Origin of the sequence: Lentzea aerocolonigenes (assembly GCF_000974445.1) — a bacterium.
Taxonomy (GTDB): domain Bacteria; phylum Actinomycetota; class Actinomycetes; order Mycobacteriales; family Pseudonocardiaceae; genus Lentzea; species Lentzea aerocolonigenes.
Genome location: NZ_BBOJ01000014.1, coordinates 1 through 22,537, shown reverse-complemented (window position 1 = coordinate 22,537; position 22,537 = coordinate 1). Strand labels below are relative to the sequence as shown.

General features: G+C 69.2%; 26 protein-coding genes. 17 read left to right on the top strand and 9 right to left on the bottom strand.

Annotation, left to right across the window (positions count from 1 at the left end):
• Nucleotides 1-87: 87 nt before the first annotated feature.
• The 8 genes from AOM45_RS25640 (at nucleotide 88) to AOM45_RS25605 (ending at nucleotide 4,976) form a co-directional block, all read left to right on the top strand.
• On the top strand, nucleotides 88-747 hold the full coding sequence (locus AOM45_RS25640) for a response regulator transcription factor (protein ID WP_030467757.1): 660 nt from the start codon (nucleotides 88-90) through the stop codon (nucleotides 745-747).
• Complete coding sequence (locus AOM45_RS25635; protein ID WP_030467758.1) at nucleotides 744-1,877, top strand: sensor histidine kinase; 1,134 nt, start codon at nucleotides 744-746, stop codon at nucleotides 1,875-1,877. Before AOM45_RS25640 ends, AOM45_RS25635 begins: the two co-directional genes overlap by 4 nt.
• A 101-nt stretch (nucleotides 1,878-1,978) precedes the next feature.
• Complete coding sequence (gene sepH / locus AOM45_RS25630) at nucleotides 1,979-2,911, top strand: septation protein SepH (RefSeq protein ID WP_030467759.1); 933 nt, start codon at nucleotides 1,979-1,981, stop codon at nucleotides 2,909-2,911.
• 16 nt (nucleotides 2,912-2,927) lie between these two features.
• Nucleotides 2,928-3,263: a hypothetical protein gene (locus tag AOM45_RS25625; protein WP_030467760.1), complete on the top strand. Its 336-nt coding sequence runs from the start codon at nucleotides 2,928-2,930 to the stop codon at nucleotides 3,261-3,263.
• A gap of 64 nt (nucleotides 3,264-3,327) precedes the next feature.
• Nucleotides 3,328-3,741: a hypothetical protein gene (locus AOM45_RS25620; protein ID WP_030467761.1), complete on the top strand. Its 414-nt coding sequence runs from the start codon at nucleotides 3,328-3,330 to the stop codon at nucleotides 3,739-3,741.
• Entirely contained in the window at nucleotides 3,738-4,163 is a 426-nt protein-coding gene (locus AOM45_RS25615; protein ID WP_156093824.1) for a hypothetical protein, read from the top strand. Before AOM45_RS25620 ends, AOM45_RS25615 begins: the two co-directional genes overlap by 4 nt.
• A gap of 8 nt (nucleotides 4,164-4,171) precedes the next feature.
• Complete coding sequence (locus tag AOM45_RS25610; protein WP_156093825.1) at nucleotides 4,172-4,588, top strand: hypothetical protein; 417 nt, start codon at nucleotides 4,172-4,174, stop codon at nucleotides 4,586-4,588.
• The gene (locus AOM45_RS25605) at nucleotides 4,554-4,976 is read left to right on the top strand and encodes a hypothetical protein (protein ID WP_030467764.1); all 423 of its coding nucleotides are present in this window, start codon (nucleotides 4,554-4,556) and stop codon (nucleotides 4,974-4,976) included. Before AOM45_RS25610 ends, AOM45_RS25605 begins: the two co-directional genes overlap by 35 nt.
• On the opposite strand, the gene AOM45_RS25600 is transcribed toward AOM45_RS25605, so the two are convergent.
• Nucleotides 4,963-5,187, bottom strand: a complete 225-nt coding sequence (locus tag AOM45_RS25600; RefSeq protein WP_030467765.1) for a hypothetical protein — start codon at nucleotides 5,185-5,187, stop codon at nucleotides 4,963-4,965. The genes AOM45_RS25605 and AOM45_RS25600 overlap by 14 nt on opposite strands.
• A gap of 157 nt (nucleotides 5,188-5,344) precedes the next feature.
• Here AOM45_RS25600 and AOM45_RS25595 point away from each other — a divergent pair, with 157 nt between their 5' ends.
• Both AOM45_RS25595 and AOM45_RS25590 read left to right on the top strand, forming a co-directional pair.
• Entirely contained in the window at nucleotides 5,345-7,084 is a 1,740-nt protein-coding gene (locus AOM45_RS25595) for an ABC transporter ATP-binding protein (RefSeq protein ID WP_169774252.1), read from the top strand.
• On the top strand, nucleotides 7,081-8,922 hold the full coding sequence (locus tag AOM45_RS25590; RefSeq protein ID WP_051783400.1) for an ABC transporter ATP-binding protein: 1,842 nt from the start codon (nucleotides 7,081-7,083) through the stop codon (nucleotides 8,920-8,922). Before AOM45_RS25595 ends, AOM45_RS25590 begins: the two co-directional genes overlap by 4 nt.
• Nucleotides 8,923-8,976: 54 nt before the next feature.
• Here AOM45_RS25590 and AOM45_RS25585 read toward each other — a convergent pair whose 3' ends face one another.
• A complete protein-coding gene (locus tag AOM45_RS25585) occupies nucleotides 8,977-9,405 on the bottom strand; it encodes an SgcJ/EcaC family oxidoreductase (protein ID WP_030467768.1) in 429 nt (142 codons plus the stop codon).
• A gap of 91 nt (nucleotides 9,406-9,496) precedes the next feature.
• Here AOM45_RS25585 and AOM45_RS25580 point away from each other — a divergent pair, with 91 nt between their 5' ends.
• Nucleotides 9,497-9,910, top strand: a complete 414-nt coding sequence (locus AOM45_RS25580; protein ID WP_030467769.1) for a MarR family winged helix-turn-helix transcriptional regulator — start codon at nucleotides 9,497-9,499, stop codon at nucleotides 9,908-9,910.
• A 51-nt stretch (nucleotides 9,911-9,961) separates the two neighbouring features.
• On the top strand, nucleotides 9,962-10,555 hold the full coding sequence (locus tag AOM45_RS25575; RefSeq protein ID WP_030467770.1) for a DUF2537 domain-containing protein: 594 nt from the start codon (nucleotides 9,962-9,964) through the stop codon (nucleotides 10,553-10,555).
• On the opposite strand, the gene AOM45_RS25570 is transcribed toward AOM45_RS25575, so the two are convergent.
• A complete protein-coding gene (locus AOM45_RS25570; RefSeq protein WP_030467771.1) occupies nucleotides 10,552-11,343 on the bottom strand; it encodes a TrmH family RNA methyltransferase in 792 nt (263 codons plus the stop codon). The two genes, AOM45_RS25575 and AOM45_RS25570, sit on opposite strands and share 4 nt — an antisense overlap.
• Before the next feature lie 210 nt (nucleotides 11,344-11,553).
• Between AOM45_RS25570 and AOM45_RS25565 the strand changes: the two genes are divergently transcribed.
• Nucleotides 11,554-13,050: a glutamate-cysteine ligase family protein gene (locus AOM45_RS25565; RefSeq protein ID WP_030467772.1), complete on the top strand. Its 1,497-nt coding sequence runs from the start codon at nucleotides 11,554-11,556 to the stop codon at nucleotides 13,048-13,050.
• Between the two features lie 4 nt (nucleotides 13,051-13,054).
• Here AOM45_RS25565 and AOM45_RS25560 read toward each other — a convergent pair whose 3' ends face one another.
• From AOM45_RS25560 to AOM45_RS25535, 6 genes are all read right to left on the bottom strand, one after another.
• Nucleotides 13,055-13,906, bottom strand: coding sequence for a hypothetical protein (locus AOM45_RS25560; RefSeq protein WP_030467773.1), 852 nt, complete (start codon nucleotides 13,904-13,906; stop codon nucleotides 13,055-13,057).
• The gene (locus AOM45_RS25555) at nucleotides 13,903-15,135 is read right to left on the bottom strand and encodes a penicillin-binding transpeptidase domain-containing protein (protein ID WP_030467774.1); all 1,233 of its coding nucleotides are present in this window, start codon (nucleotides 15,133-15,135) and stop codon (nucleotides 13,903-13,905) included. Before AOM45_RS25555 ends, AOM45_RS25560 begins: the two co-directional genes overlap by 4 nt.
• A gap of 38 nt (nucleotides 15,136-15,173) precedes the next feature.
• The gene (locus tag AOM45_RS25550) at nucleotides 15,174-15,584 is read right to left on the bottom strand and encodes a hypothetical protein (RefSeq protein WP_030467775.1); all 411 of its coding nucleotides are present in this window, start codon (nucleotides 15,582-15,584) and stop codon (nucleotides 15,174-15,176) included.
• A gap of 4 nt (nucleotides 15,585-15,588) precedes the next feature.
• Entirely contained in the window at nucleotides 15,589-17,232 is a 1,644-nt protein-coding gene (locus tag AOM45_RS25545; protein ID WP_030467776.1) for an ABC-F family ATP-binding cassette domain-containing protein, read from the bottom strand.
• A gap of 153 nt (nucleotides 17,233-17,385) precedes the next feature.
• Complete coding sequence (locus AOM45_RS25540) at nucleotides 17,386-18,150, bottom strand: ABC transporter permease (protein WP_030467777.1); 765 nt, start codon at nucleotides 18,148-18,150, stop codon at nucleotides 17,386-17,388.
• A gap of 6 nt (nucleotides 18,151-18,156) precedes the next feature.
• The gene (locus AOM45_RS25535) at nucleotides 18,157-18,420 is read right to left on the bottom strand and encodes a DUF2530 domain-containing protein (protein WP_030467778.1); all 264 of its coding nucleotides are present in this window, start codon (nucleotides 18,418-18,420) and stop codon (nucleotides 18,157-18,159) included.
• Between the two features lie 16 nt (nucleotides 18,421-18,436).
• Here AOM45_RS25535 and AOM45_RS25530 point away from each other — a divergent pair, with 16 nt between their 5' ends.
• The 4 genes from AOM45_RS25530 to AOM45_RS25515 form a co-directional block, all read left to right on the top strand.
• Nucleotides 18,437-19,870 carry an NCS2 family permease gene (locus tag AOM45_RS25530; protein WP_030467779.1) on the top strand — a complete coding sequence of 478 codons (1,434 nt, stop codon included), beginning with the start codon at nucleotides 18,437-18,439 and terminating at the stop codon, nucleotides 19,868-19,870.
• Between the two features lie 40 nt (nucleotides 19,871-19,910).
• A complete protein-coding gene (locus AOM45_RS25525; RefSeq protein ID WP_030467780.1) occupies nucleotides 19,911-20,336 on the top strand; it encodes a MarR family winged helix-turn-helix transcriptional regulator in 426 nt (141 codons plus the stop codon).
• Between the two features lie 58 nt (nucleotides 20,337-20,394).
• On the top strand, nucleotides 20,395-21,660 hold the full coding sequence (locus AOM45_RS25520; RefSeq protein ID WP_081902130.1) for an MFS transporter: 1,266 nt from the start codon (nucleotides 20,395-20,397) through the stop codon (nucleotides 21,658-21,660).
• Between the two features lie 353 nt (nucleotides 21,661-22,013).
• Nucleotides 22,014-22,537: IS110 family transposase (locus AOM45_RS25515; RefSeq protein ID WP_156249740.1), on the top strand; the 524-nt coding region annotated here is incomplete at its 3' end.

Here is a 22,537-nt window from a genome sequence, read left to right as displayed (position 1 = left end):
CGACAGGTCTACGGAGGCGGTCATTCGGGGGCGTTAAGCGAAAGCCTTTATCCGGCGCTTATCCGTGACGGGCGGAAAATAGGTGTCATGCGCGTGCTGGTGGTCGAGGACGAACAGCTGCTCGCGGACACGATCGCCGAGGGACTGCGCAGGTTCTCGATGGCGGTCGACGTCTGTTACGACGGCGAGGCGGCGTTGGAGCGGGTGGGGGTGCACGCGTACGACGTGGTGGTGCTCGACCGCGACCTGCCGCTCGTGCACGGCGACGAGGTGTGCAAGGCGGTGCACGCGACCGGTGGCGAGGCGCGGGTGCTGATGCTGACCGCGGCGGCCGAGGTCGACGATCGGGTGGCGGGGCTGGGGCTCGGTGCCGACGACTACCTGACCAAGCCGTTCGCGTTCGCCGAGCTCGTGGCGCGCGTGCAGGCGCTGGGCCGGCGGGCTCGTCCGGCCTTGCCGCCGGTGCTCGAACGCGCGGGCGTGACGCTCGACCTGCCGCGGCACCAGGCGTCGCGCAACGGGAGGTTCCTGGCGCTCTCACCCAAGGAGTTCGCCGTGCTGGAGGTCTTGATGAGGGCGGAGGGCAATGTCGTGAGCGCCGAGGAGCTGCTGGAGAAGGCGTGGGACGAGCACGCCGACCCGTTCACCAACGCCGTGCGGGTGGCGGTGATGACGCTGCGCCGCAAGCTGGGCTCGCCGCAGGTCATCGAGACCGTGCCCGGTGCCGGCTACCGGTTCGGCACGTGAGGCTGCGGACCAGGCTGACGGCCTGGTACGCCGGGGTGTTCCTGATCGCGGGCATCGCGCTGATCGGGCTCAACTACTTCCTGCTCGCCGAGTGGCTCCAACCGGCCATCGGCGGGGTCGCCGTCGCGCGGCAGGCGTTGCCCTACCCGACGAACGAGATCCTGACCGTCACCGAACTGCCCGCGGACACCACGGTGCTCGCGGGCGAGCAGGTCCAGTCGGACGTGCTGGGCCGGCTGCTCTGGCAGTCGGTCATCGCACTGGTCGTCGCGGCGATCCTCGCGGTGTGGCTCGGCTGGGTGGTGGCGGGCCGGGTGCTGGCGCCGTTGCACGAGATCACCACGACCGCGCACCGCCTGGAGGCGACGCGGCTGGACCAGCGGATCGAGCTGGAGGGCCCGCCGGACGAGCTCAAGGAGCTCGCGGACACGTTCGACGGGATGCTCGACCGGCTCGCGTCGTCGTTCGACAGCCAGAAGCGGTTCGTCGCGAACGCCTCGCACGAGCTGCGCACGCCGTTGGCCGTGCAACGGACGTTGATCGAGGTGGCGTTGGCCGCGCCGGACGCGACGGACGAGATCCGCCGTCTCGGAGCGCATCTGCTCGACACGAACGAGCGCAGCGAGAAGCTCATCGACGGGTTGTTGCTGCTCGCGCGGAGTGACCGAGGTCTGGCCGCGCGCGAGCTGGTGTGGCTGGACGAGGTGATCGAGGACGAGGTCGAGTCGTGCGCGGCGCTGGCGGCCTCGAAGGAGGTCTCGTTCGACGTGTCGGTCCGGCCGTACCTGGTCGAGGGCGACCCGGTCCTGCTGGCGCAGCTCGTCGGGAATCTGCTGCGCAACGCCGTGCTCTACAACAAACCCGGTGGAACGGTGACGGTCCGCCTTGATCGGGAACTCGTCGTCACGAACACCGGTCCGACCGTGCCGGCGGAGGCGGTGCCGGGGCTCTTCGAGCCGTTCCGCAGGCTCCGCGACCGCACCGGAACGGCCGGATCCGGCCTCGGTCTGTCGATCGTGAGGTCCGTCGCGAAGGCACATCAGGGTTCAGCGAAGGCTCGCCCGAACGGAGGAGGCGGCCTGGTGGTCCAGGTGAACCTTCCGGAAACCGGCGTGCGGCAGCCCTCGTGAACTGGCAAGATCACGTTGAGATATCGGCGAGTCTCCCACTCCTGGCGGGCTCGTTGTCCTAACGTTGTCTGCTGGCGAGGTGCGAATTCAGGGAGGCCACGATGCGAGCGCTGCGAGTCATCGGGCTCGACGAGGACGGCAAGTCCGTCATCCTCGAGGACCCCGAAAACCGCGGCGAGCGCTTCACGCTCCCCGCTGACGAGCGCCTCCGGGCGGCACTGCGCGGTGACCTGGCCCGTCTCGGCCAGATGCAGATCGAGTCCGGTGAGGCCCAGATGCGGCCGCGGGAGATCCAGGCCCGCATCCGCGCCGGTGAGTCGATCGAGCAGGTCGCGGCTGCCGCGGGCATGCCGACGCACCGCATCGAGCGCTTCGCCTACCCCGTGCTCCTGGAGCGGTCGCGCACGGCCGACCTGGCCCAGCGCGCACACCCGGTCCGCGAGGACGGTCCCGACGTGCAGACGCTCGGCGAGGTCGTCGCGCACTCGTTCGGCCTGCGCGGACACGACCTGTCCGACACGTCGTGGGACTCGTGGCGCGGTGACGACGGCCGCTGGATCGTGCAGCTGCACTGGAAGACCGGGCGCTCGGACAACCGGGCGCACTGGGCGTTCCACCCCGGTGCGCAGGGCGGCACGGTCACGGCGCTGGACGACGCCGCGGTCGACCTCATGGACCCGAACCCGAACCGGACGCTGCGCACGGTGCGTCCGGTGACGCAGCTGGCGCGGCAGGCCCTGGAGGCGACTCCGGTGCTGCCGCCCGTCGTCGCGGAGGAGCCGGTGCCCGTGCCGGCGCAGGCTCCCCCACCCGCCCCGGCGCCTGCTCCGGTCGTGGCGGAGAAGCCGGTTCAGGAGAAGCTGCCCGAGCCGGAGCCCGCGCCTGCCCCGCCTCCACCACCGGTGAAGAAGGAGCAGGAGCCCGCGGCGGAGAAGCCGGTGCGCAAGGACCCTCCTCCGAAGCGGGGGAAGAAGAACCACCCCATCGTCCCTTCGTGGGAAGACGTTTTACTGGGCGTGCGGTCGAACCGCTGAGTGAGCCGCTGACGCCGTGGGACGTCGTGTCGCGCTGGCTGCCGGAGTGGGTGCACTCCTCGGCCTGGCCTGGTGGGGAGTGTTCGAGCTCATCGCCTCGGGAGCGGTCTGCTCGTTCGAGGACTGGGGCTGCCTCGGCACCTTCGTGATGACCGTGCCGGCCTTCGCGGTGGTGGCGGCGGTCCTGGGCGGGTTCGCCCTGAGTTCTGCGAAGGTGTCGCGGGCGTGGCTGGTGGCCGTGCCCGCGACCCTCATGGCCGTGGTGGCGATGGTGTTCCTGCTCGCGGTGCCGTTCCTGGGTTTTCTGGTCTTCGCGGGGTTGTACGCGTTGATCGCCGTGCTCACCCGGTGAAGGTGCTGTGGAGGAACGGTGCAGATCGGCCTGATCGCTTCGAAGATCAGGTAGCTCTTGGCGCATGGTGTTGCGCACTGTTGTCGGTGCCGTCGCCGGACTCCTCGCCGGTTCCGGGTTCCTGCTGACGCTGTACACGTCCTCGGAGTACTGCAACGGGGGATCTGGCCGCGCCGGATGTGGTGCCGTGTTCCCCCTGACGTTCGGGCTGATCTTCTCGGTTTGGATGGTCCTCGCTGCGGCGCTGGTCTACGCGGGCTTCCGGGTGACGCGGGAGAAGCGCTGGTGGTGGGCGGCCGGAATCGGCAGCGCTCTGTGGTTCGTGCTGTTCGTGGGAGTCATCTACGTCCGGTTCTTCCGGATGCACGGCATGTACCGGGACGACGTTGATCGCTTCCTCGTGAGCGCTTACCTGATCACCGCCTGCGTCGGCTACGCGGTGGGCGCGTTGTGCACCGGCCGGAGGAGGACGTCGTGAACGTGCTCGTCCGTGCTTTCACCGGAGCTGCGGCCGGTCTGCTGAGCGTGCTGGCGACCGCGCTGGTCTGGATGGCCATGTCCACCGGCTCCTGCAGGTTCGAGGAACCGTACGAGACGCACAGCGCGCACTGCGACGGCATGGCGGCCTACGCGATCTTGTGGCAGCCGCTGCTGGTCCTGGCCTGCCTGGCCGGGACGGCGACGCTGCACGTCTGGTTGCTCGACGTGCGTCACGAGCCGCGACAGGGGTGGGTGGTCGCACCGGGGTTGTGCCTGGTCGTCCTGCTCGCGCCGGCCGTGTGGAGCTGGGGTGTGGCGGAGGCGTTCCTGCTGGTGCCGTCGGTGGCCTTCGCGCTGGCCGGTGCGCTCACGGGGATCAGGAGCGCGGACCTTGGCCAGGAGAGCCACGAGTCGCGATGATCGACCGCATGAGGACGGTCGCAGCGGCGGTGGCGGGGGCGTTGTGCGGGGCCGGGTGGTTCGTCTCGCTCGAACCGTCCGCGCAGCTCGCGTGCAGGGACAGCGACCTGGAGTGCCTCGTCCCGCTGATCTTCCTGATCGTGCCGGGGCTGGTGGTCGTCTGGGCGCTCGTGGCGTGGGGACTGCTGCGGGTCGCACGGTTCTCGCCCGCCTGGCCGACGGCCGCCGCGGGGGCGGTGGCCTCGGTGGTGGTGCTGCTCATCTGCGTGTTCAGCCTGAGGTTCGTGCACGTCCAGCTGCCTGCGGAGAGCGGAGTGTTCGTGGTCGCGCTCGCGGCGGCGGGCGGCTACGCCTTGGCTGCCGTGGTGACCGCTGGTTACGGTGGTCGGCGTGACCGAACAGAGCACAGCGGGCAAGACGGGTAGGACGGGCCGCCGGCTGCTGTTCCGGGTCGTCCTGTCGATGGCCGTCGGAGCGGGGCTGGTGCTCGGCTGGACGTGGGCGTACGAGTCGGGGTTCCTGAAGTCGTGGCTCGACACCACGTCGATGTCGACGTTCCTGCTGCTCGTGCTGATCGGGCTGCCGCTCGCGCTGGTGTCGTCGCTGGTGCTGGCGGGGCCGGTGCTGTGGGTCTTCGGGGTGCGGCCGGTGTGGCCGATCATCCTGCTCGGGCCGATCGTGCTGGGACTCGGGCTCTACTTCAAGGTGCACGAACCGGTCCTCGGGTGGTTCACGAACCGGCACCACGCCGAGGCGTTGCTCGCGGCCGTCTCCTACGGGCTCGTCGGCCTGGTCACGTTCAAGAGGTCGTAGGCACCTCGTCGAGCAGGTGCAGGTCCCAGCCCTCGCGTTCGCACCAGTCCTCGGCCTCCTCGCGGGACACGAACATCGCGTGCCGGGGGCGCGGGCCGGCCAGGTGGTCCCAGCCGTCCGGGGCGAGGACGTAGTTCACTCCGTCGAGTGAGGCGATGAGCCGTCCGTGTGGAAACGCCATCGTCTGCTCGGTTCGCAGAAACCGCGTCATGGTGGTCATCGTGCCCTTGACCTCGACCTAAGTCGAGACAGCAGGCTCCGGTGGGGAGAAAAACCGGATGCTGACTGTCGGTCGTCCTTCGTACTTTGGAGACGACCTGGAGGGGGCTCATCGCGTGAGCGATCAACGTAACTCGACAATCCGGACCTTGCGGAGGCTGTGGCCGTACGTGCGGCCGCACCGCGCACGGATGGCTGTCGTGCTGGCGGCGACGATGCTCGCGATGCTGTGCGGTCTCGGCATCCCGCTGCTCACGCAGCGCATCGTCGACGGTCCGATCGCCGACAAGCAGACCGCCGTGCTGCCGTGGCTGATCCTGGGCGTGCTGGTGCTCGGGCTCGCCGAGGCCGGACTGTTCTACATCCGGCGCAAGATCGTCGCCAGGCCCGCGGCCGAGGTCGAGGCGCGCATGCGGTTCGACCTGTACCAGCGCCTGCAGCGGCTGCCGGTGGCGTTCCACGACCGGTGGCAGTCCGGTCAGCTGCTGTCGCGTGCCACGAACGACCTCACGACCGTGCGGCGGTTCGTCGCGTTCGCGGTCATCTTCCTGATCGTGAACACCCTGGTCGTGCTGATCGGGCTGGGCATCATCGCGTCGCTCTCGCCGCAGCTGGTGGTCGTGTCGCTGTGCGGTGCGCTGCCGTTGATCGTCATCTCGTACTTCTTCGAGGCGAAGTTCAAGGTCGTCGCGCGCAGGGCGCAGGACCAGGCGGGCGACCTGACCACGACGGTCGAGGAGTCGGTGCTCGGCATCCGGGTGCTCAAGGCGTTCGGGCGGGGGCCCGAGCTGTCGAAGCGGTTCCTGGCGCAGGCGCGGGACCTGAGGGCCACCGAGCTGAACAAGATCTCGATCCTGTCCGCGCTGTGGTCGGTGCTGATCATCCTGCCGGAGCTGTCCATGGCCGGGATGCTCGGCGTGGGCGCGATCGGCATCGTGAACGGCTGGATGACGGTCGGCACGCTGATCGCGGCCGTGGCGGTGAGCGGGTACCTGCGCTGGCCGATCGACTCGATCGGCTGGCTGCTCGCGGAGACGAACCAGGCCGCCTCGGCGCTGGAACGGTACTGGGAGGTCATCGACTCCCCCGTGACGATCACCAGCCCCGCCTCGCCCGCGCCGCTGCCTTCGCCGCTGCGCGGGCACGTTCGTTTCGAGGGCGTGCGGTTCGCGTTCGACGACGGCCGCGAGGTGCTGGCGGGCGTCGACCTCGACCTGCGGCCGGGCGAGACGCTGGCGCTGGTCGGGGCGACCGGCTCCGGCAAGACGACGCTGACCGCACTGGTGCCGCGGCTGGCCGACGTGACGGGTGGCCGGATCACGATCGACGGCGTCGACGTGCGGGACCTGTCGCTCGAGGACCTGCGGACCGCGGTCGGCACGGCGTTCGAGGAACCGGTGCTGTTCTCCGCGTCGGTCACCGAGAACGTCGGGCTGGGCGTGCAGGACGTCTCCGAGGCCGAGGTGCGCGAGGCGTTGCGGGTGGCCAGGGCCGAGGAGTTCGTGGACGCGCTGCCGTGGGGTCTCGCGACGCGGATCGGCGAGCAGGGCCTGTCGCTGTCCGGTGGTCAGCGGCAACGCCTGGCGCTGGCCCGCGCGGTCGTCGGCAAGCCGGCGGTGCTGGTGCTGGACGACCCGCTGTCGGCGTTGGACGTCCACACCGAGGCCGAGGTGGAAGCGGCGCTGCGCCGGGTGTTGCGCGACGTCACGGCGTTGGTCGTGGCGCACCGGCCGTCGACGGTGCAGCTCGCCGACCGCGTCGCGATGCTGGCCGACGGCAAGATCGCCGCGATCGGCTCGCACCGGAAGCTGTTGGAGGACAACGAGGAGTATCGGCGTCTGCTGTCCAGCATGGACGAGGACCTGGTGGAAGAGGAGGTGGCGTCGTGAGTGATCAGGTCGTGGTGCAACAAAAAGAAGAAGAGTGGCGCGGCGTCGCCGCCGAGGAGATCGACGAGATCTCGTACCACACGGGACTGCGCCTGCAGGCCCGCTCACGCAGGCTGCTGGGCTCGTTGCTGCGCCCACACCTCGGCCGCACGTCGCTGGCGATCGCCGCGGTGGTCGGCGGCAACCTCGCGAACCTCGCGCTGCCGCTGCTGATCGCCGCCGCGATCGACAAGGGCATCCCGGCGGCGATCGACGGTGGCGCGTCGATCCTGGTGTGGTGCGTGGCGGGCTACGCGATCTGCGCGGGCCTGACGACGTTCCTGCGCTGGGCGTTCCTGCGGGTCTCCGGCCGCGTGGGCCAAGACCTGCTCCTGGACCTGCGCGGGCGGATCTTCCGGCACTCGCAGCGGTTGTCGGTCGGCTTCCACGAGTCCTACACGTCCGGCAAGGTCATCTCACGGCTGACCAGCGACGTCGACGCGTTGCAGGACCTGCTGGAGGAGGGCCTGGACAGCCTGTTCAACGCGGCGCTGTCCGTGGCGGGCATCGCCGTGATCCTGCTCTGGCTCGACACACCGCTGGCCATGGTCGTGGTCGTGGGCTTCCTGCCGCTGTACTTCATCTGGCGCTGGTTCCGCCGCCGCTCGATGGAGGCGTACCGCGGCACGCGCGGCGCCATCGCCAAGATCATCGTGCAGTTCGTCGAGTCCATGAACGGCATCCGCGCGGTGCAGGCGTTCCGCCGCCAGCCCCGCAACGAGCAGATCATGAAGGGCTTCAACGGCCAGTTCCGCGACGCGAACATGGACGCGCTGGGCGTGATGGCCACGTTCGTCGCGACGATCCGCACGATCGGCAACGTGTCGCTGGCGATCGTGCTGGCGTGGGGCGCGTACCGGGTGGCGGGCGGCTCGCTGGAGCTGGGCGTGCTGACCGCGTTCACGCTGTACCTGCGCCGGTTCTACGACCCGTTCGACGAGCTGGCGATGTTCGCGAACTCGTACTCCTCCGCCACGGCCGCCCTGGAGAAGATCTCCGGCGTCCTGGAGGAGGAGCCGTCGGTGCCGGAACCGAAGTCCCCGGTGGCCCTGCCGCACGCACGTGGTGCGGTCCGGTTCGCCGAGGTCGAGTTCCGCTACCCCGGCACGTCCCGGCAGGTGCTTCCGCGCTTCTCGCTGGACGTGCCGGCGGGTCAGACCGTGGCGCTGGTGGGCGCGACCGGCGCGGGCAAGACCACCCTGGCCAAGCTCGTGGCGCGGTTCTACGACCCGTCGGCGGGCTCGGTGCGGCTGGACGGCCACGACCTGCGCACGGTGGCGGACACGGACCTGCGGCGCGCCGTGGTGATGGTGACCCAGGAGAACTTCCTGTTCTCCGGCTCGGTCGCCGACAACATCGCCCTGGGCCGTCCGTCGGCCACGAGGGCGGAGGTCGAGGCGGCGGCGGCCGAGGTGGGCGCGCACGAGTTCATCGCGGCCCTGCCCGACGGCTACGACACGGACGTCCGCAAGCGGGGCGGCCGGCTGTCCGCCGGCCAGCGCCAGATGGTCGCGTTCGCGCGGGCGTTCCTGGCCGACCCGGCGGTGCTCGTCCTGGATGAGGCAACATCATCTCTGGACGTACCCACCGAACGCGCCGTGCAGGCAGCCCTGGAGACGGTGCTGGCCGACCGGACTGCGTTCATCATCGCCCACCGCCTGTCCACGGTCCTGATCGCGGACCGCGTGCTGGTGCTGGATGGTGGCATTGTGGTGGAGGACGGCTCCCCAGAGGAGCTGATCGGTGAGCGGGGCCGGTTCGCCGCCCTGCACACGGCCTGGCGCGACTCGCTCGCGTAGGCCTGTGGTCGCGTTCGCGCCAATGGGGATCTGGCGCGAACGCGACCTCACGACTCACGCCGCGGGCCGGATCCCGGGCTGGAACCGGAACGAGATCCTCTCCAGCAGCGAGTGGCGCTTGGTGTTCTGGAACGCCGCGACCTTCCACACGCCGTTGCGCCGGACCAGCGTGAACGTCTGAACCTTGGTGCCCTTGCTCTGCTTCTTGCCGACGTCGCCTCGGGCCGTCAGCACGGCGGTGTCCTCGCCGTAGAACCGCACCTCGACATCGCCCTCGGTGGTGAGCTTCGTGCCCTTGAGGAAGGTGTCGAACAGCACCTGGTGCGACCGCCCGATGTCCTCGCCGCCGCGGTAGACCGTGCCCACCCACGCCACGTAGGTCGCGTCGTCGGTGAAGCACTCGCCGTACGCGGCCCCGTCGCCCCGGTTCCACGCCTCGGTGAGCCGCGCGAACAACGCCCGGACGCCTGCTTCGTCACCCATGGTTCCCCCTTGCTAAGTTCTCTTCGTCAGAGAAGTCTCTTCCTTCAAGAAGTCTCTTCATTGAGGAAGAGATTACGAACGGGGTGAGCCGGTGTCAACAGACGCGCACGAGATCTACCGCCGCTACGTCGGCGCGATGGTGCTGCACGGCCTGCACGCGGCCAGGGAGTGCGGGCTGGGCGGCACGGACATGTACGCGCTGAACCTCCTCGACCTCAACGGGCCGATGACCCCCGGCGAGCTGTCCGCCCAGACCGGCCTGACCACGGGCCCCACGACCCGGCTGATCGACCGCCTGGAGGCCGCGGGCTACGTGCGCAGGACGCCGTCGCCGGACGACCGGCGCAAGGTGATCGTCGAGCCGGTGGGTGAGCCGACCGAGCTGGCCGAGGCCCTGGCGCCGGCCCGTCAGAAGCTCGGCGAGGTGTTCGCGAGGTACAGCGAGGAGGAGCGGCGGACGTTGTTCGACTACTTCGCGCGGGCAACGGAGGCGTTGAGACCTTAGGTCCGTCCGATAGGTTCTGCGGCGAGGCTGCGAAAGACCGAGGAGGGGTTCGTGGAGTTGCGAGTCCGGGACGGCCGCGCCGTGCTCGCCGGGGAGGACGAGTCCGGCGAACGCGAGGTCGACCCGCACAGCCTGCCCCTCGGCGCCGACCTGGCCGAGGCCCTGCACGAGTGGGCGAAGGTCGCCGACGCGGTGGTGCGCACCGAGACACCGGCCGACGGTGTGGCCAGCGCGCTGGTCGCCCGTCGCGGCAAGCAGCTCGCGGGCAGGATCGCGGCGGCCATGAACGCGCCCGTCCGGTACACCGACCCGGTCAGCGGGGAACTCGTCAGCGTCGAGGCGCCGGAGGAACCGGCCAAGCCTGCCGAGCCCGAAGCCGAGGAACCCGAGCCGACGCCGTGGGGCACCGGGCTCACCGTCAGCGTCATCACGGCGGCGATCGTCACGGTGACCGTGGTGTCGCTGTCGCTGGGCCTCGGCGAGACCAGCAGGTGGCTCGCGCTCGTCGCGAACGTGCTGGTCGTCGGCGGTCTCGCGCCCAGCGTGTGGCTCGGCCGCAAGGTGCCGGTGTGGCGCTGGGTCGCGTACGGCGTGGTCACCGGGGTGCTGGTCGCCTGGATCGCGCTGATCCTGACGTTGCTCTAAAGCAGGGCGTAGAACGCCACCGCGCCGGCGGTGGCCACGTTCAGCGAATCCACCCCGGACGACATGGGGATCCGCACCGCCACGTCGGCCGCCTCGATCGCCTCCTCGGTGAGCCCCGGTCCTTCCGAGCCGAGCAGGACGGCGACCCGCCGGCCGCGCAGCCCCGCGTCCGCAAGATGCGGGGCTGAAGGGCGCGGCGTCAGAGCGGCAACTGTGAACCCCTTGTGCTGCAACATGTTCAGCGCCGCGGGCCACTCATCCGTGCTAGCGAACGGCACGCGCAGCACGTGGCCCATCGACACCCGGACACTGCGTCGATACAGCGGATCGCTGCAGCCGGGGCCCAGCAGGACACCGTCCACGCCCAGCGCGGCGGCGTTGCGGAAGATCGAGCCCAGGTTCTCGTGGTCGCCGACGCCCTCCAGCACGGCGAGGCGCTGAGCACCCGAGACCAGCTCGTCGAACGACACCGCGGGGGCGCGGTCAGCAGCTGCCAGCACGCCCCGGTTGAGGTGGAAGCCGACAACGGACGCCATCACCTCCGCCGATGTGACGTACGCTGGAACGTCCAGGTCAGAAAGGTCCAGGGCCTCGATCCGGCGCCTCACCCCGAGCAGGCCGCGGATCGGGTACGGCGAGGTCAGCATGCGTTCCACGACCACGACACCCTCGGCGATGACGAGACCGCGTCCTCCCGGTCGGTCAGGCCTGCGATCGGCCGTCGAGAGGTCGCGGAAGTCGTCCAACCTCGGATCGGCCGGGTCGTTGATCTCGATCACCTTCGCCACGCCGGAAGTTTCGCATCCGGCCCGATGTGGAACAGGCGAGGTAGTCCGGAGGGCGGAACCGCGCACGCCCGACCAGCGGATGATCGCTGGTTGTTACCTCGACGTGACAGAGAGCACCGTTTTGGGCGATGTAAAGCAGGTTTCCGCTGTGTCACGTTTGGCGTTCCGCCTGGCCCGCGCCCACCGGCGCCGAGCGAAGGGGTTAGCGGCATGGGAAGCGAAGTGTCCAGCCGCACGTTCACCAGAGACGACCGCCAGCGTTATCGCGAGAAGATGCAGCGGAGTCTCGACGCATTGGCCACGATGCTGGCCGAAGACACATTTTCCTTTCCCCGTCGGCAGATGGGGCTCGAAATCGAGCTGAACCTCGTCGACGACGCGATGCGGCCGGCGATGGCGAACTCGGAGGTGCTCGAAAAGATCGACGATCCCTCGTACACGCTCGAGCTGGGACAGCAGAACCTGGAGATCAACGTCCCACCGCGCGAGCTGGCCGGGGGCGAGATGCTTGGCCTGGAAGAGGAACTGCGCACATCGCTCGACAGCGCGGACTCCAAGGCCCACGACGTCGGCGCCAACCTCGCCATGATCGGCGTGCTGCCGACGTTGCGGGAGAGGCACTTCGACCGCAAGTGGCTCTCCGACTCACCGAGGTACGCGCTCCTCAACGACACCATCTTCGCCGCCCGCGGCGAGGAGATGGTGCTGCACATGGAAGGTCCGGCGATGCCGGGCAGAGGGCCGGAGAAGCTCCTGAGCTACGCGGAGTCGATCCTGCCGGAGGCCGCCTGCACGTCGGTGCAGCTGCACCTGCAGGTCGAGCCGACGAACTTCGCCTCGCACTGGAACGCCGCCCAGTGCCTGGCAGGGGTTCAGGTCGCGATCGCCGCGAACTCCGCCTTTCTGCTGGGCAAGGCGCTCTGGCACGAGACCCGGATCCCGTTGTTCCAGCAGGCGACCGACACCCGCCCGGACGAGCTGAAGAACCAGGGCGTCCGCCCGCGGGTGTGGTTCGGTGAACGGTGGATCACGTCGATCTTCGACCTGTTCGAGGAGAACGTGCGCTACTTCCCCAGCCTGCTGCCCGAAACCGACGACGAGGACCCGCTGGAGACCCTCGAAGCCGGTGGTGCGCCTCGTCTTTCGGAGCTGCGCCTGCACAACGGCACCATCTGGCGCTGGAACCGCCCCGTCTACGACGTCGTCGACGGTGTGCCGCACCTGCGCGTGGAGAACCGCGTCCTGCCAGCGGGCCCGACGGTCCTCGACACGATGGCCAACGCGGCGTTCTTCTACGGCACCCAGCGCGCCCTCATCGCCCAGGAACGTCCGCTGTGGACGCAGATGTCGTTCCAGGCGGCCGAGGAGAACCTCTACACCGGTGCCAGGCACGGCATGAACGCCCAGCTGTACTGGCCGGGCATCGGCTGGATCCCGCCGGACGAGCTGGTGCTGCGGCGCCTGCTGCCGATGGCGCACGAGGGCCTGCGCGACTGCGGTGTCTCCGACGAGGCCCGCGAACGCTACCTCGGTGTGATCGAGCAGCGCTGCCTCGCGCGGCGCACCGGGTCGTCGTGGCAGCGGGAAACCGTTGCGCTGCTCGAGGAACGCGGCATGGCCAGGGAAGCGGCCCTGACCGGGATGCTCAAGCGCTACCTGGAGCTGATGCACGGCGGCGAACCCGTGCACACGTGGCACGTCGGCTGACCGGCTACTCCGTCAGCTCCGCCACGAGCTCCTGCCAGATCGCCACGGACAGGCCGGCGTCAACGTCGCCGCCGGCCTGGTCCACCAGCACCGTGACGGCGAGCTGCGGCGTGTAGCCGACCGCCCACGGGAACGCGTCCGGTACGCACGCGACGCTGTTGCAGCCGGGCTTTTCCTTCAGCTCCAAGGTGATCCGGTCCGCGACGTCGTCGCCGAAGACGGACTTGTCAGTTTCGGCGGCCTGGTACAGCGACGATCCGTCCGCGCCCGTGACCGCGGCGACGAAGTGCGCCCTGCGCTGGACGCCTCCAGCGGCGAAGGTCGCGTACGCGGCGGTCAGGTCGAGCGGCCGCATCCGCGCTTGCACGAGATCCGGTGCGTCCGCCAGTGCGAACGGCTCGGCGAGTTCCGGGACCGTCTCCCGCGGCTCGTCCGCCGGGTCGTTGAGGCCCCGCCTGGGACCCGGCACGTACGCCCGCACTCCGCCGGAGACCGGGTCGACTGCCGTCACGGTCGCACTCAGCCTCTGGTTCGGGGCGACCAACCGGCCGACGACGGTGGCGGAGACGGTCTGCGTCCTGGCGTCGATCGTCGTGCGCACCGCCCCGCCGACGAGCTTGAGCGCGTCCAGCGGCAGGTTGGCCCCGTGCAGCTCCGCCAGCACCCGCTCCACGATCACCGAGTTGGGCTGGCCGTCGGCACTGCTCCACAACCGCGACCCGTCCGCGTACTGGAGGACGACCTCCTTCGGTGCGGGAGGCAGCGGCACCGGCGCGGCAGGCCGTTGCCACACCACGTACCCGATGATCGCCGCGACCAGCGCCAGCGCGCCGAGCCCGGGCAGGAACCGCTTCACTGCTGGACCTTCTCGACGAACCGCTGCCAGATGGTCTTGGGCAGACCGGCACCCGCGATCGGTGCCCCGGTCGCGTCCTTCACCGGGTGCGCCGTGCCGGCCGTGCCGACCAGGACGGTGACCGCCATCCGGTCGGTGTACCCGACGGTCCAGGCGTGCTGGTTCAGACCGGGCACGGCGTCCGGCATCTCGTACTCGGCGGCACGGCACACCGAGCCAGGGCAGAGGGTGTTCTCCTTCAGGACGGTCGTGACCTCGTCCGCCATCGCCTTGCTCCGCGCGCCGTCCGCGTCGAAGGCGGACGCGGTGCTCTCGGTCGCCCGGTAGAGCAGATCGCCGCTCTCGCCGGTCACCTTGGCGACGAAGTGCGTCCTGCGGTGCACGCCTCCCGCCGCGAACGTCGCGTACACCGTCGTCAGGTCGAGCGGTCGCATCGCCGCCGGCATCCCCCCGAGTGAGACAACACCGTTCGGGGTGCCGCCTTCTTCGCCCACGAGCAGCTTCTTCTGCTGACCCGACAGGACGACGGCGTCCGGCACGCCCGCCTGGTGCGCGGTGTCGACGGTCGGCTTGATCCCGACCTGGTTGACCACCAGGTCGTACATGGCCACGTTGCTGGACTTGGCGAGGGCGTCGCGCACGGTGCAGCGTTCGCCGCACTTCGCCTTGTCGTTGATGGTCGTGCCGTAGAACGTGCGCGGCGCCCGACCGTCGAACACCCTGTCGAGCTTCACGCCGTTCTGCAGTGCGGCAACCGCGTTGATCGGGAAGAACGCCGACCCCGGTTCCCTGAGCACCCCGCCCGCGTAGTCGGTCCTGTCGTCACGCGAGTCACCCGGCACGTAGGCCAGCACACCACCCGTGGCCGGGTCGACGGCGGTCACCGAGTACCGCAGCGTCCCCGGTTGGGCCGGCGTGACCGCCTCGATCACCGCCCTGCCCGCGGCCTGCGCCTTCGGGTCGATCGTCGTCACGACGACAGCGCCGACCTGGCGGAGGCTGTCGACCGGCAGGGAAGCCTGCTGCCCCAGTTCGTCCAGCACCTGCCGCACGAGCGGCGGCGGATCGCCGTCCTTGCTGTTCCACAACGGCGACCCGTCGGCGTACTGCACGACGAGGTCCTTCTGCGGCACCGGAGGCGGAGATACCTCGGGCCGTTGCCACACCACCACCGCGACAACGGCACCGACCAGCACGAGCGCGCCCAGAACGGGCAGCAGGCGTTTCACAGAACTCCCCCAGAGTCGCGTTCCCCCGGGGGTTGAATCTAGCGGCGGCGTCCAGCCTTCAGGGGCGCGACGTCCGCACCGTCGTGGGAGATCCGGCACTCGTCGGGCGTCACGGCCTCGACGGCCAGCGTCAGCTCGCCCTTCACTCCGGTGTAGATCGACTCACCGCGCGACGCGAGCGACGCGTGCACCCGGTTCGAGTCGGTGAAGTCGCGCTCGTCCTTCACGCGCTTCTTGCCGGTCTCCTCAGGACGCGTCGCGCTGCGCAGGTTGACCTCCAGCCACGCCGCGACCTCGGCCGGCGAGGTCAGCACCTCCTCGGGCGTGCGCTCGAGCCGGACCTGCCGAGGAGACGCGTGGTCGAGCGATGTGTGTTCCACGTAGGCGTGCCAGTGGGTGTTGCGCATCGACCAGGTCTGTTCGACCGGCCAGTCCTCCTCGGTGGTCATGCTCCTATCTTCCACCCTTAACACGAGGAAACGTGAGGAGGTCGCGCACGTTGATCTCGTGATCCACCCGCACGGCCGATGCGAGCCGCCGATCGTGCGTGACCAGCAGCAACGTTCCCTCGTACGTGTCCAGCGCCTGCTCCAGCTGTTCGATCGCCGGCAGATCGAGGTGGTTCGTCGGTTCGTCGAGCACCAAACAGGTCGTGCCCCGCGCCTGCAGCAGAGCAAGACCCGCACGGGTTCGTTCGCCCGGCGACAGCTCCCGCGCCGGCCGGAGCACGGTGTCCGCGCCCAGCCGGAATTTCGCCAGCAGCGTGCGCACCTCGACGTCCTGCATCCCGGTCGCGTCCGACACGATCCGCAACGCCGACTCCTCGCTCGCGAACTCGGCCCGCAGCTGGTCGACCTCGCCCACCACCACACCGGGTCCGATCGAACGGTCACCGGCATCGAGCGGGATGCGCCCGAGCAGCGCGCCCAGCAACGTCGACTTGCCGGAGCCGTTCGGGCCGGTGATCCGCCACCGCTCACCCGCGCCGATCGTGAGGTCGATCGGCCCGAGCGTCACGTCACCGCGGCTGACCACGGCGTGCCGCAACGTGAACGCGACCGAGCTGCCCCGCCCGGCCGACGGCAGGGTGAGCCGCAGCTGCCACGCCTCGCGCGGCTCCTCGACCTCCTCCAGCCTGGCCAGCTGACGGTCCACAACGGACGCTTTCGCCATCAGGTTCTCGGCCGCCTGCGCACGCCCCGCACGGACGTTCTTGTCCGGCTCGTCGTTGCGCGCCTTGGCGCTGTTCGCCCGCCGCACGCCCTGCCGCGACCACTCCTTGACCTGACGGCTGCGCTGCACCAGCGAGTCGCGCTTGGCCGCGTACGTCTCGTACTCCTCCTGCGCGCGACGGCCCGCGTTCGCCTTCTCCTCGACGTAGGCGTCCCAGCCGCCACCGAACACGGTGATGCGGTGGGAGAACTCGTCGAGCTCGGCGATCGCGGTCGTGGTGCGCGCGAGGAACTCCCGGTCGTGGCTCACCAGCACGATCGCGCCCTGGTACCCCTGGACGTGAGACTCCAGGAGGTCGAGCCCGGTGGCGTCGAGGTCGTTGGTCGGTTCGTCGAGCAGCAGCACGTCCGCACGCGTCAGCAACACCGCGGCCAGCCTCAACCGCGCCTGCTGACCACCGGACAGCTCGTCGGGCCCGCGCCCGTCGAGCAGATCGGCGCCGAGCCCCAGGCGTTCGCAGACGGCGTCCGCGCGTTCGTCGAAGTCACCGGCACCGATGGCGGTCCAGTGGTCGAGCGCGTCCGGGTAGTCGTCCCCGCCACCCTCGCCGAGCGCTTCGGCCGCGCGTTGCAGCCACTGCTCGGCCTGCGCGACGCCGGTGCGGCGGGCGAGGTGGTCGCGAAGGGACTCTCCCGCGACGTGGAGGGTCTCCTGCGTCAGGTGCGCGACCGTCCCGGTGGCCGAGACGGATCCGGTCTCGGGCTGGAGCTCACCGGAGAGCAGCCGGAGCAACGTGGACTTGCCGACGCCGTTGGGCGCGATCAGACCGACGCGGTCACCAGGTGAAACATCGAAATCAACCTCCGAGATCACGGTCCTCGGACCGAACGACAGCGAAAGATTCCTTGCTGTCAGCACGGACACGCTTCCGACGCTACGTGCCTCCGCAACTGGTTTACCCGCCTCGTTCTACAAAGCTTCCCGCCCGCTGAAAACGACGAGGCCCCCGCTCTGCCCAGAGCGGGGGCCTCGTCCGTTCCCGAACTGACTGCCGCTCCCACCACGAAGCGACGAGACTTAGGTTAGCCTAACTTCTCTTGCTTGGGAAGCCCTCCTGATCAGCCCCCGCGCGACCAGCTCGACGACCGTCGCCACGGCCGCCACCTCCACCGCGAGCAGAGCGAGCAGGACCACGAGTTGTAGTGCGCCGGCCTGCCAAACGGGAGCCCCTCCCAGCAGCATGCCCACAAAAGCACCCGGAAGGGTGACAAGGCCGACCGTTCTGGTCTGGTCGAGAGGCGGCAGCAACGCCTCCGCGGCCGGCCGTCGGATGACCAGACGAACCGCCGTGGGCTCCAGGAAGCCCAACGCCAGAGCGGCCTCATACTCGCCGTGACGGTCGCGAAGGGAGTCGAGCGCTCGCCGTGCCGACAGCGTCGTGGCGGTCATGGCACCGCCGATCAGGATGCCGCCCACCGGGATGAGGGCGATGCCCTTGACCGGGAGCAGCCCGATGCCGATCAGCAGCCCGAGCGCGGGCACCGTGCCGATCAGGATGGCCAGCGCCACCCAGACGCCCTTCCACCCGGTACCGGTGCGGCGGGCCGACGTCGCGGTGGCCACGACGGCCATGAGGACGAGGAACAGAGCGGTGAGGCCGAGGTGCGTCAGGACCAACGTGATCACGGCGCTCACGGCCGCGAGTTGCAGCACGGCCCGGACGGCGGCCTTGAGGAACGGTGTCGGCGTGGTGAGGCCGGTGAACCAGGCGATGGCGCCCGCGGCCGCCGTGAAGAACACGCAGACGATCAGCAACCGGACCCAGTCAGTGGCCAGGACCATGCGCGGCTACGCGTCTTCGAGGCCCTGCTGGGCGGTACGTGACCCTCGCCTCGCGGCCCGGCGTTGCCAGTAGAACACTCCGTAGCCGATGATCCCGAGCAGACCGCCGGACAAGGTCGTCCAGAGCAGGGTGCTGTTCGAGCGGTCGACGACGAGCACGACCAGAAATCCGAGGAACCACAACGCGGTACCCCCCAGCACGACCGGCACGGGGTCGGCCAGCCGATGCGGCAGCGGCGGCGGGTGAGGGGCGGAGTCGCGTTCGGACACATCGTTAGGAGACCAGATGCTGGACGGGTTCTTCAAGATTTCCGACCGCGGGTCGACCGTGGCGCGGGAGGTGCGCGGCGGCGTCGTGACGTTCTTCACGATGGCCTACATCGTCGTGCTGAACCCGCTGATCATCGGCAGCTTCGCGCCGACAGGTCCCGGCGCGCACCCTGACGTGCTCGGCAACATCCTCCCGGTCGGCCAGGTGGCCGCGGTGACGGCGCTGGTCGCGGGCGTGATGACCATCCTCTTCGGACTGGTCGCGAACTACCCGTTCGCGCTGGCCACGGGTCTCGGCATCAACTCGTTCGTCGCGGTCTCCGTCGCGGCCAAGGTGTCCTGGCCGGAGGCGATGGGCCTCGTCCTCGTCAACGGTCTCGTCGTGCTCCTGCTGGTCGTCACCGGCGTGCGGACCGCGGTGTTCAACGCCGTCCCGAACGAACTGAAGGCCGCGATCGCGGTCGGCATCGGTCTCTTCATCACGTTCATCGGCCTGGTCGACGCCGGCTTCGTGCGCCGCCTGCCCGACGCCGCCAACACCACCGTCCCGGTCGGCCTCGGCATCAACGGGTCGATCGCGAGCTGGCCGACGCTCGTCTTCGTGGTGGGCCTGGTGGTCACGGGCGTGCTGTTCGCGCGCAGGATCAAGGGCGCGATCCTCATCGGCATCGTCGCGACGGCGATCTTCGCGATCGTCCTCGAGGCGATCGTGAAGGCGGGCCCGTCGGCGGGCGTCAACGCCAAGGGTTGGAACCTCGGCTACCCCGCACTGCCCGACAAGATCTTCGGCGTCCCGGACCTCTCCCTGCTGGGCGACGTGTCGTTCGGCGCCTGGACCCGCCTCCCCGCACTCGCCGCCGCGCTGATCGTCTTCACGCTCGTCCTGACCGACTTCTTCGACACCGTCGGCACGATGACCGGTCTGGGCAAGGAAGCGGACCTGATCGACAAGGACGGCCAGCTCCCGAACGTCAGCAAGGCCCTGTTCGTCGACGGCCTCGGCGCGGTGGCCGGCGGCGCCGCGTCCAGCTCGTCGAACACCGTCTACATCGAGTCCGCCTCCGGCATCGCCGAGGGCGCCCGCACGGGCCTCGCCAACGTCGTGACGGGCGTGCTGTTCCTGCTGGCGATGTTCTTCACCCCGCTCTACGAGGTGGTCCCGATCGAGGCCGCCGCCCCCGCTCTCGTGATCGTCGGCGCGCTGATGATGATGCAGATCCGCGAGATCGACTTCAGCGACTTCTCGGTGGCCCTCCCCGCCTTCCTGACCATCGTGGTCATGCCGTTCACCTACTCGATCGCGAACGGCATCGGCGCGGGCTTCGTCAGCTACGTCCTGCTCAAGGCCCTGACCGGCAAGGCCCGCGCCGTCCACCCCCTGATGTGGATCGTGGCGACCGCCTTCGTCGTCTACTTCGCGCTGGGCCCGATCCAGAGCCTGCTCAACTGACCTTTCGGCAGGAAACTATTTCGTGAGGTATGCTAACTACGTGGCGACCGAAGAGCACGGACTGGCGAGCAGGCTGAGGCTTGCCGTGGTTCGCCTCAACCGTCGCCTGAGGGCCCAGCGCACCAACTCGTCGGTGTCGCTGACGCAGGTGTCCGCGCTGTCCACACTGCACAAGTGCGGCCCGCTGACCCCAGGCGAACTGGCGGCCAAAGAAGGCGTCCAACCCCCTTCCATGACGAGAGTGATCGCCGCCCTGGAGGAGTTCGGCTTCGCCACGCGCAGCCCGCACCCCACCGACGGCCGTCAAGCCATCGTCGAGCTGACCGGCGAAGGCTTGTCGTACCTGCAGGACGAGATCACCGCGCGCGAAGCGTGGCTGGACAAGAGGCTCGCAGAGCTGGAACCCGACGAACGGGAACTGCTCTCGCGCGCCGCCGAGATCATCGACAGGATGGCGGGGCAGTAAGGACGTGTCGGGTTACGCGGGTGGTGGAGCAGACAGTTCGCCACCTCGTCGTACCGGAATGTTCTCTTCGCTTCGCATATACAACTACCGCCTCTACGCCTCCGGCCAGATCATCTCGCTGGTAGGCGTGTGGATGCAGCGAGTGGCCCAGGACTGGCTCGTCCTGGAACTCTCCAACGGCTCCCCCGTGGCCCTGGGCTTCGCCGCCTCCCTCCAGTTCCTGCCAGTGCTACTCCTCTCCATGTGGGGCGGCGTCCTCGCCGACCGCATGGACAAGCGCAAACTCCTGCTCTGGCTCGAATCGGCCCTGGGCCTCTGCGCCCTGGCCCTGGGCCTCCTGGACGTCACGGGCGTGGTCCAGCTCTGGCACGTCTACCTGCTCTGCCTCCTGCTGGGCGCCTTCTCCGCGGTAGAAACCCCAGTGCGCCAATCCTTCGTGGTCGAAATGGTCGGCCGCGACTCCCTGACCAACGCCGTGGCCATCAACTCGATGATGTTCAACCTGGCCCGCATCATCGGCCCGGCCATCGCAGGCGTGACCATCGTGGCCATCGGCACGGGCTGGGTCTTCCTGGCCAACGCCATCAGCTTCGTGGGCGTAGTAGGCGGCATCTGGCTGATGCGCACGAAACAACTACTACGAGCAGACCCGGTCCCCCGCGAAAAGGGCCAACTGCTCTCCGGCCTCCGCTACGTCCGCAGCCGCCCAGACCTGCTGACCGTGATGCTCCTGGTCTTCTTCATCGCCACCTTCGGCATGAACTTCTACATGACCCTGGCCATCATCGCCCGCAACGTCTTCGGCGGAGACGCCGACGCCTACGGCCTGCTCTCAACCCTGATCGCCGTAGGCACCCTCGCAGGCGCCACCCTCGCAGCCAGACGCAAAACCCCGAGACTGAGCGTGTTCATCGGCTCGGGCGTGGTGTTCGGCGTGCTGGAAATCATCTCGGGCATGATGCCCACGATGATCCTCACGGGCCTGATGATGATCCCCGTGGGCATCGCGATGATGACCTTCAACACCACCGCCAACGCCACCATCCAGCTGGCAGTGGAACCAGAGATGCGCGGCCGGGTGATGGGCATCTACATGCTCGTGTTCCTGGGCGGAAACCCGGTGGGCGGCCCACTGATGGGTTGGCTGGGCGAGATCAACGGCAGAGCTCCGATCATCATCGGCGGTGCGGTGTCGATGATCGTGACGATCACGGCCTGGATCATCCTGACGAAGCGCGGGGACATAGAACGCCCAAGGCTGCGCCGACGGCGAGACGCGGCAAGGGCAGCGGCAGCACCAGAGCCCGCAGAGATCGCCAGCTGACCCGCGAAGGCGAAGGCGACGCGAGGCCGAAGGGCGAGCAGTCCTTGCCCTAAACGCAAGGTTCCGGCGGCCCGAACCGCGCCACCCACCCAACCGCAAGCCGCCCAACCCAACAGAGAGGATGTTGTGGCGGGATCACCTGAGCTGGTCTGACCCTCAACCCAACTGACCGCGGTGTCCTTCGCCTGATCTGTCGACTGATTCGGGTGATCTCGCGTGCACGTCACCAGGCGAGCGGAAGTGACCTGATAGGAGCCTGTCGCCACAGGACCCATCTCTGTTCTGTCCGTCCCGCCCAGCCCGGTGCGTGCCGTCCCGACACGGTCCAGCGAGCAAGGACGGCGGTCCCCAGGATGCCCGATGCCCATACCCCCGCCCACGGTGAGGTGTTCGGCGGAGTCGACACCCACACCGACACCCACCACGCCGCCGCACTCGACCACATCGGCCGGCTCCTGGGCGACGCCAAGTTCCCTGCCACCCCTGGCGGCTGCGCACAACTACTCGGCTGGCTGACCAGGTTCGGCCCCATCGCCAAGATCGGCGTCGAAGGCACCGGCTCCTACGGCAAACAACTCGCGATATCGCTGCGCCAAAACGGAATCCAGGTCCGCGAAGTCTCCCGCCCCGACCGGCGAACCCGCCGCAGCCACGGCAAATCCGACGTCATCGACGCCATCAACGCCGCCCGCGCCGTCATCTCCGACGACAAAACCGCCACACCCAAAACCGCCGACGGGCCGATCGAGTCCATCCGCGTCCTGCGCATCGCCCGCGGTGGCGCGGTCAAAGCCCGCACCGCCGCCCGCAACGAACTCACCAACCTCATCACCACCGCACCCGCCGAGATCCGCGAAACCTTACGCGGCAAGCAAAC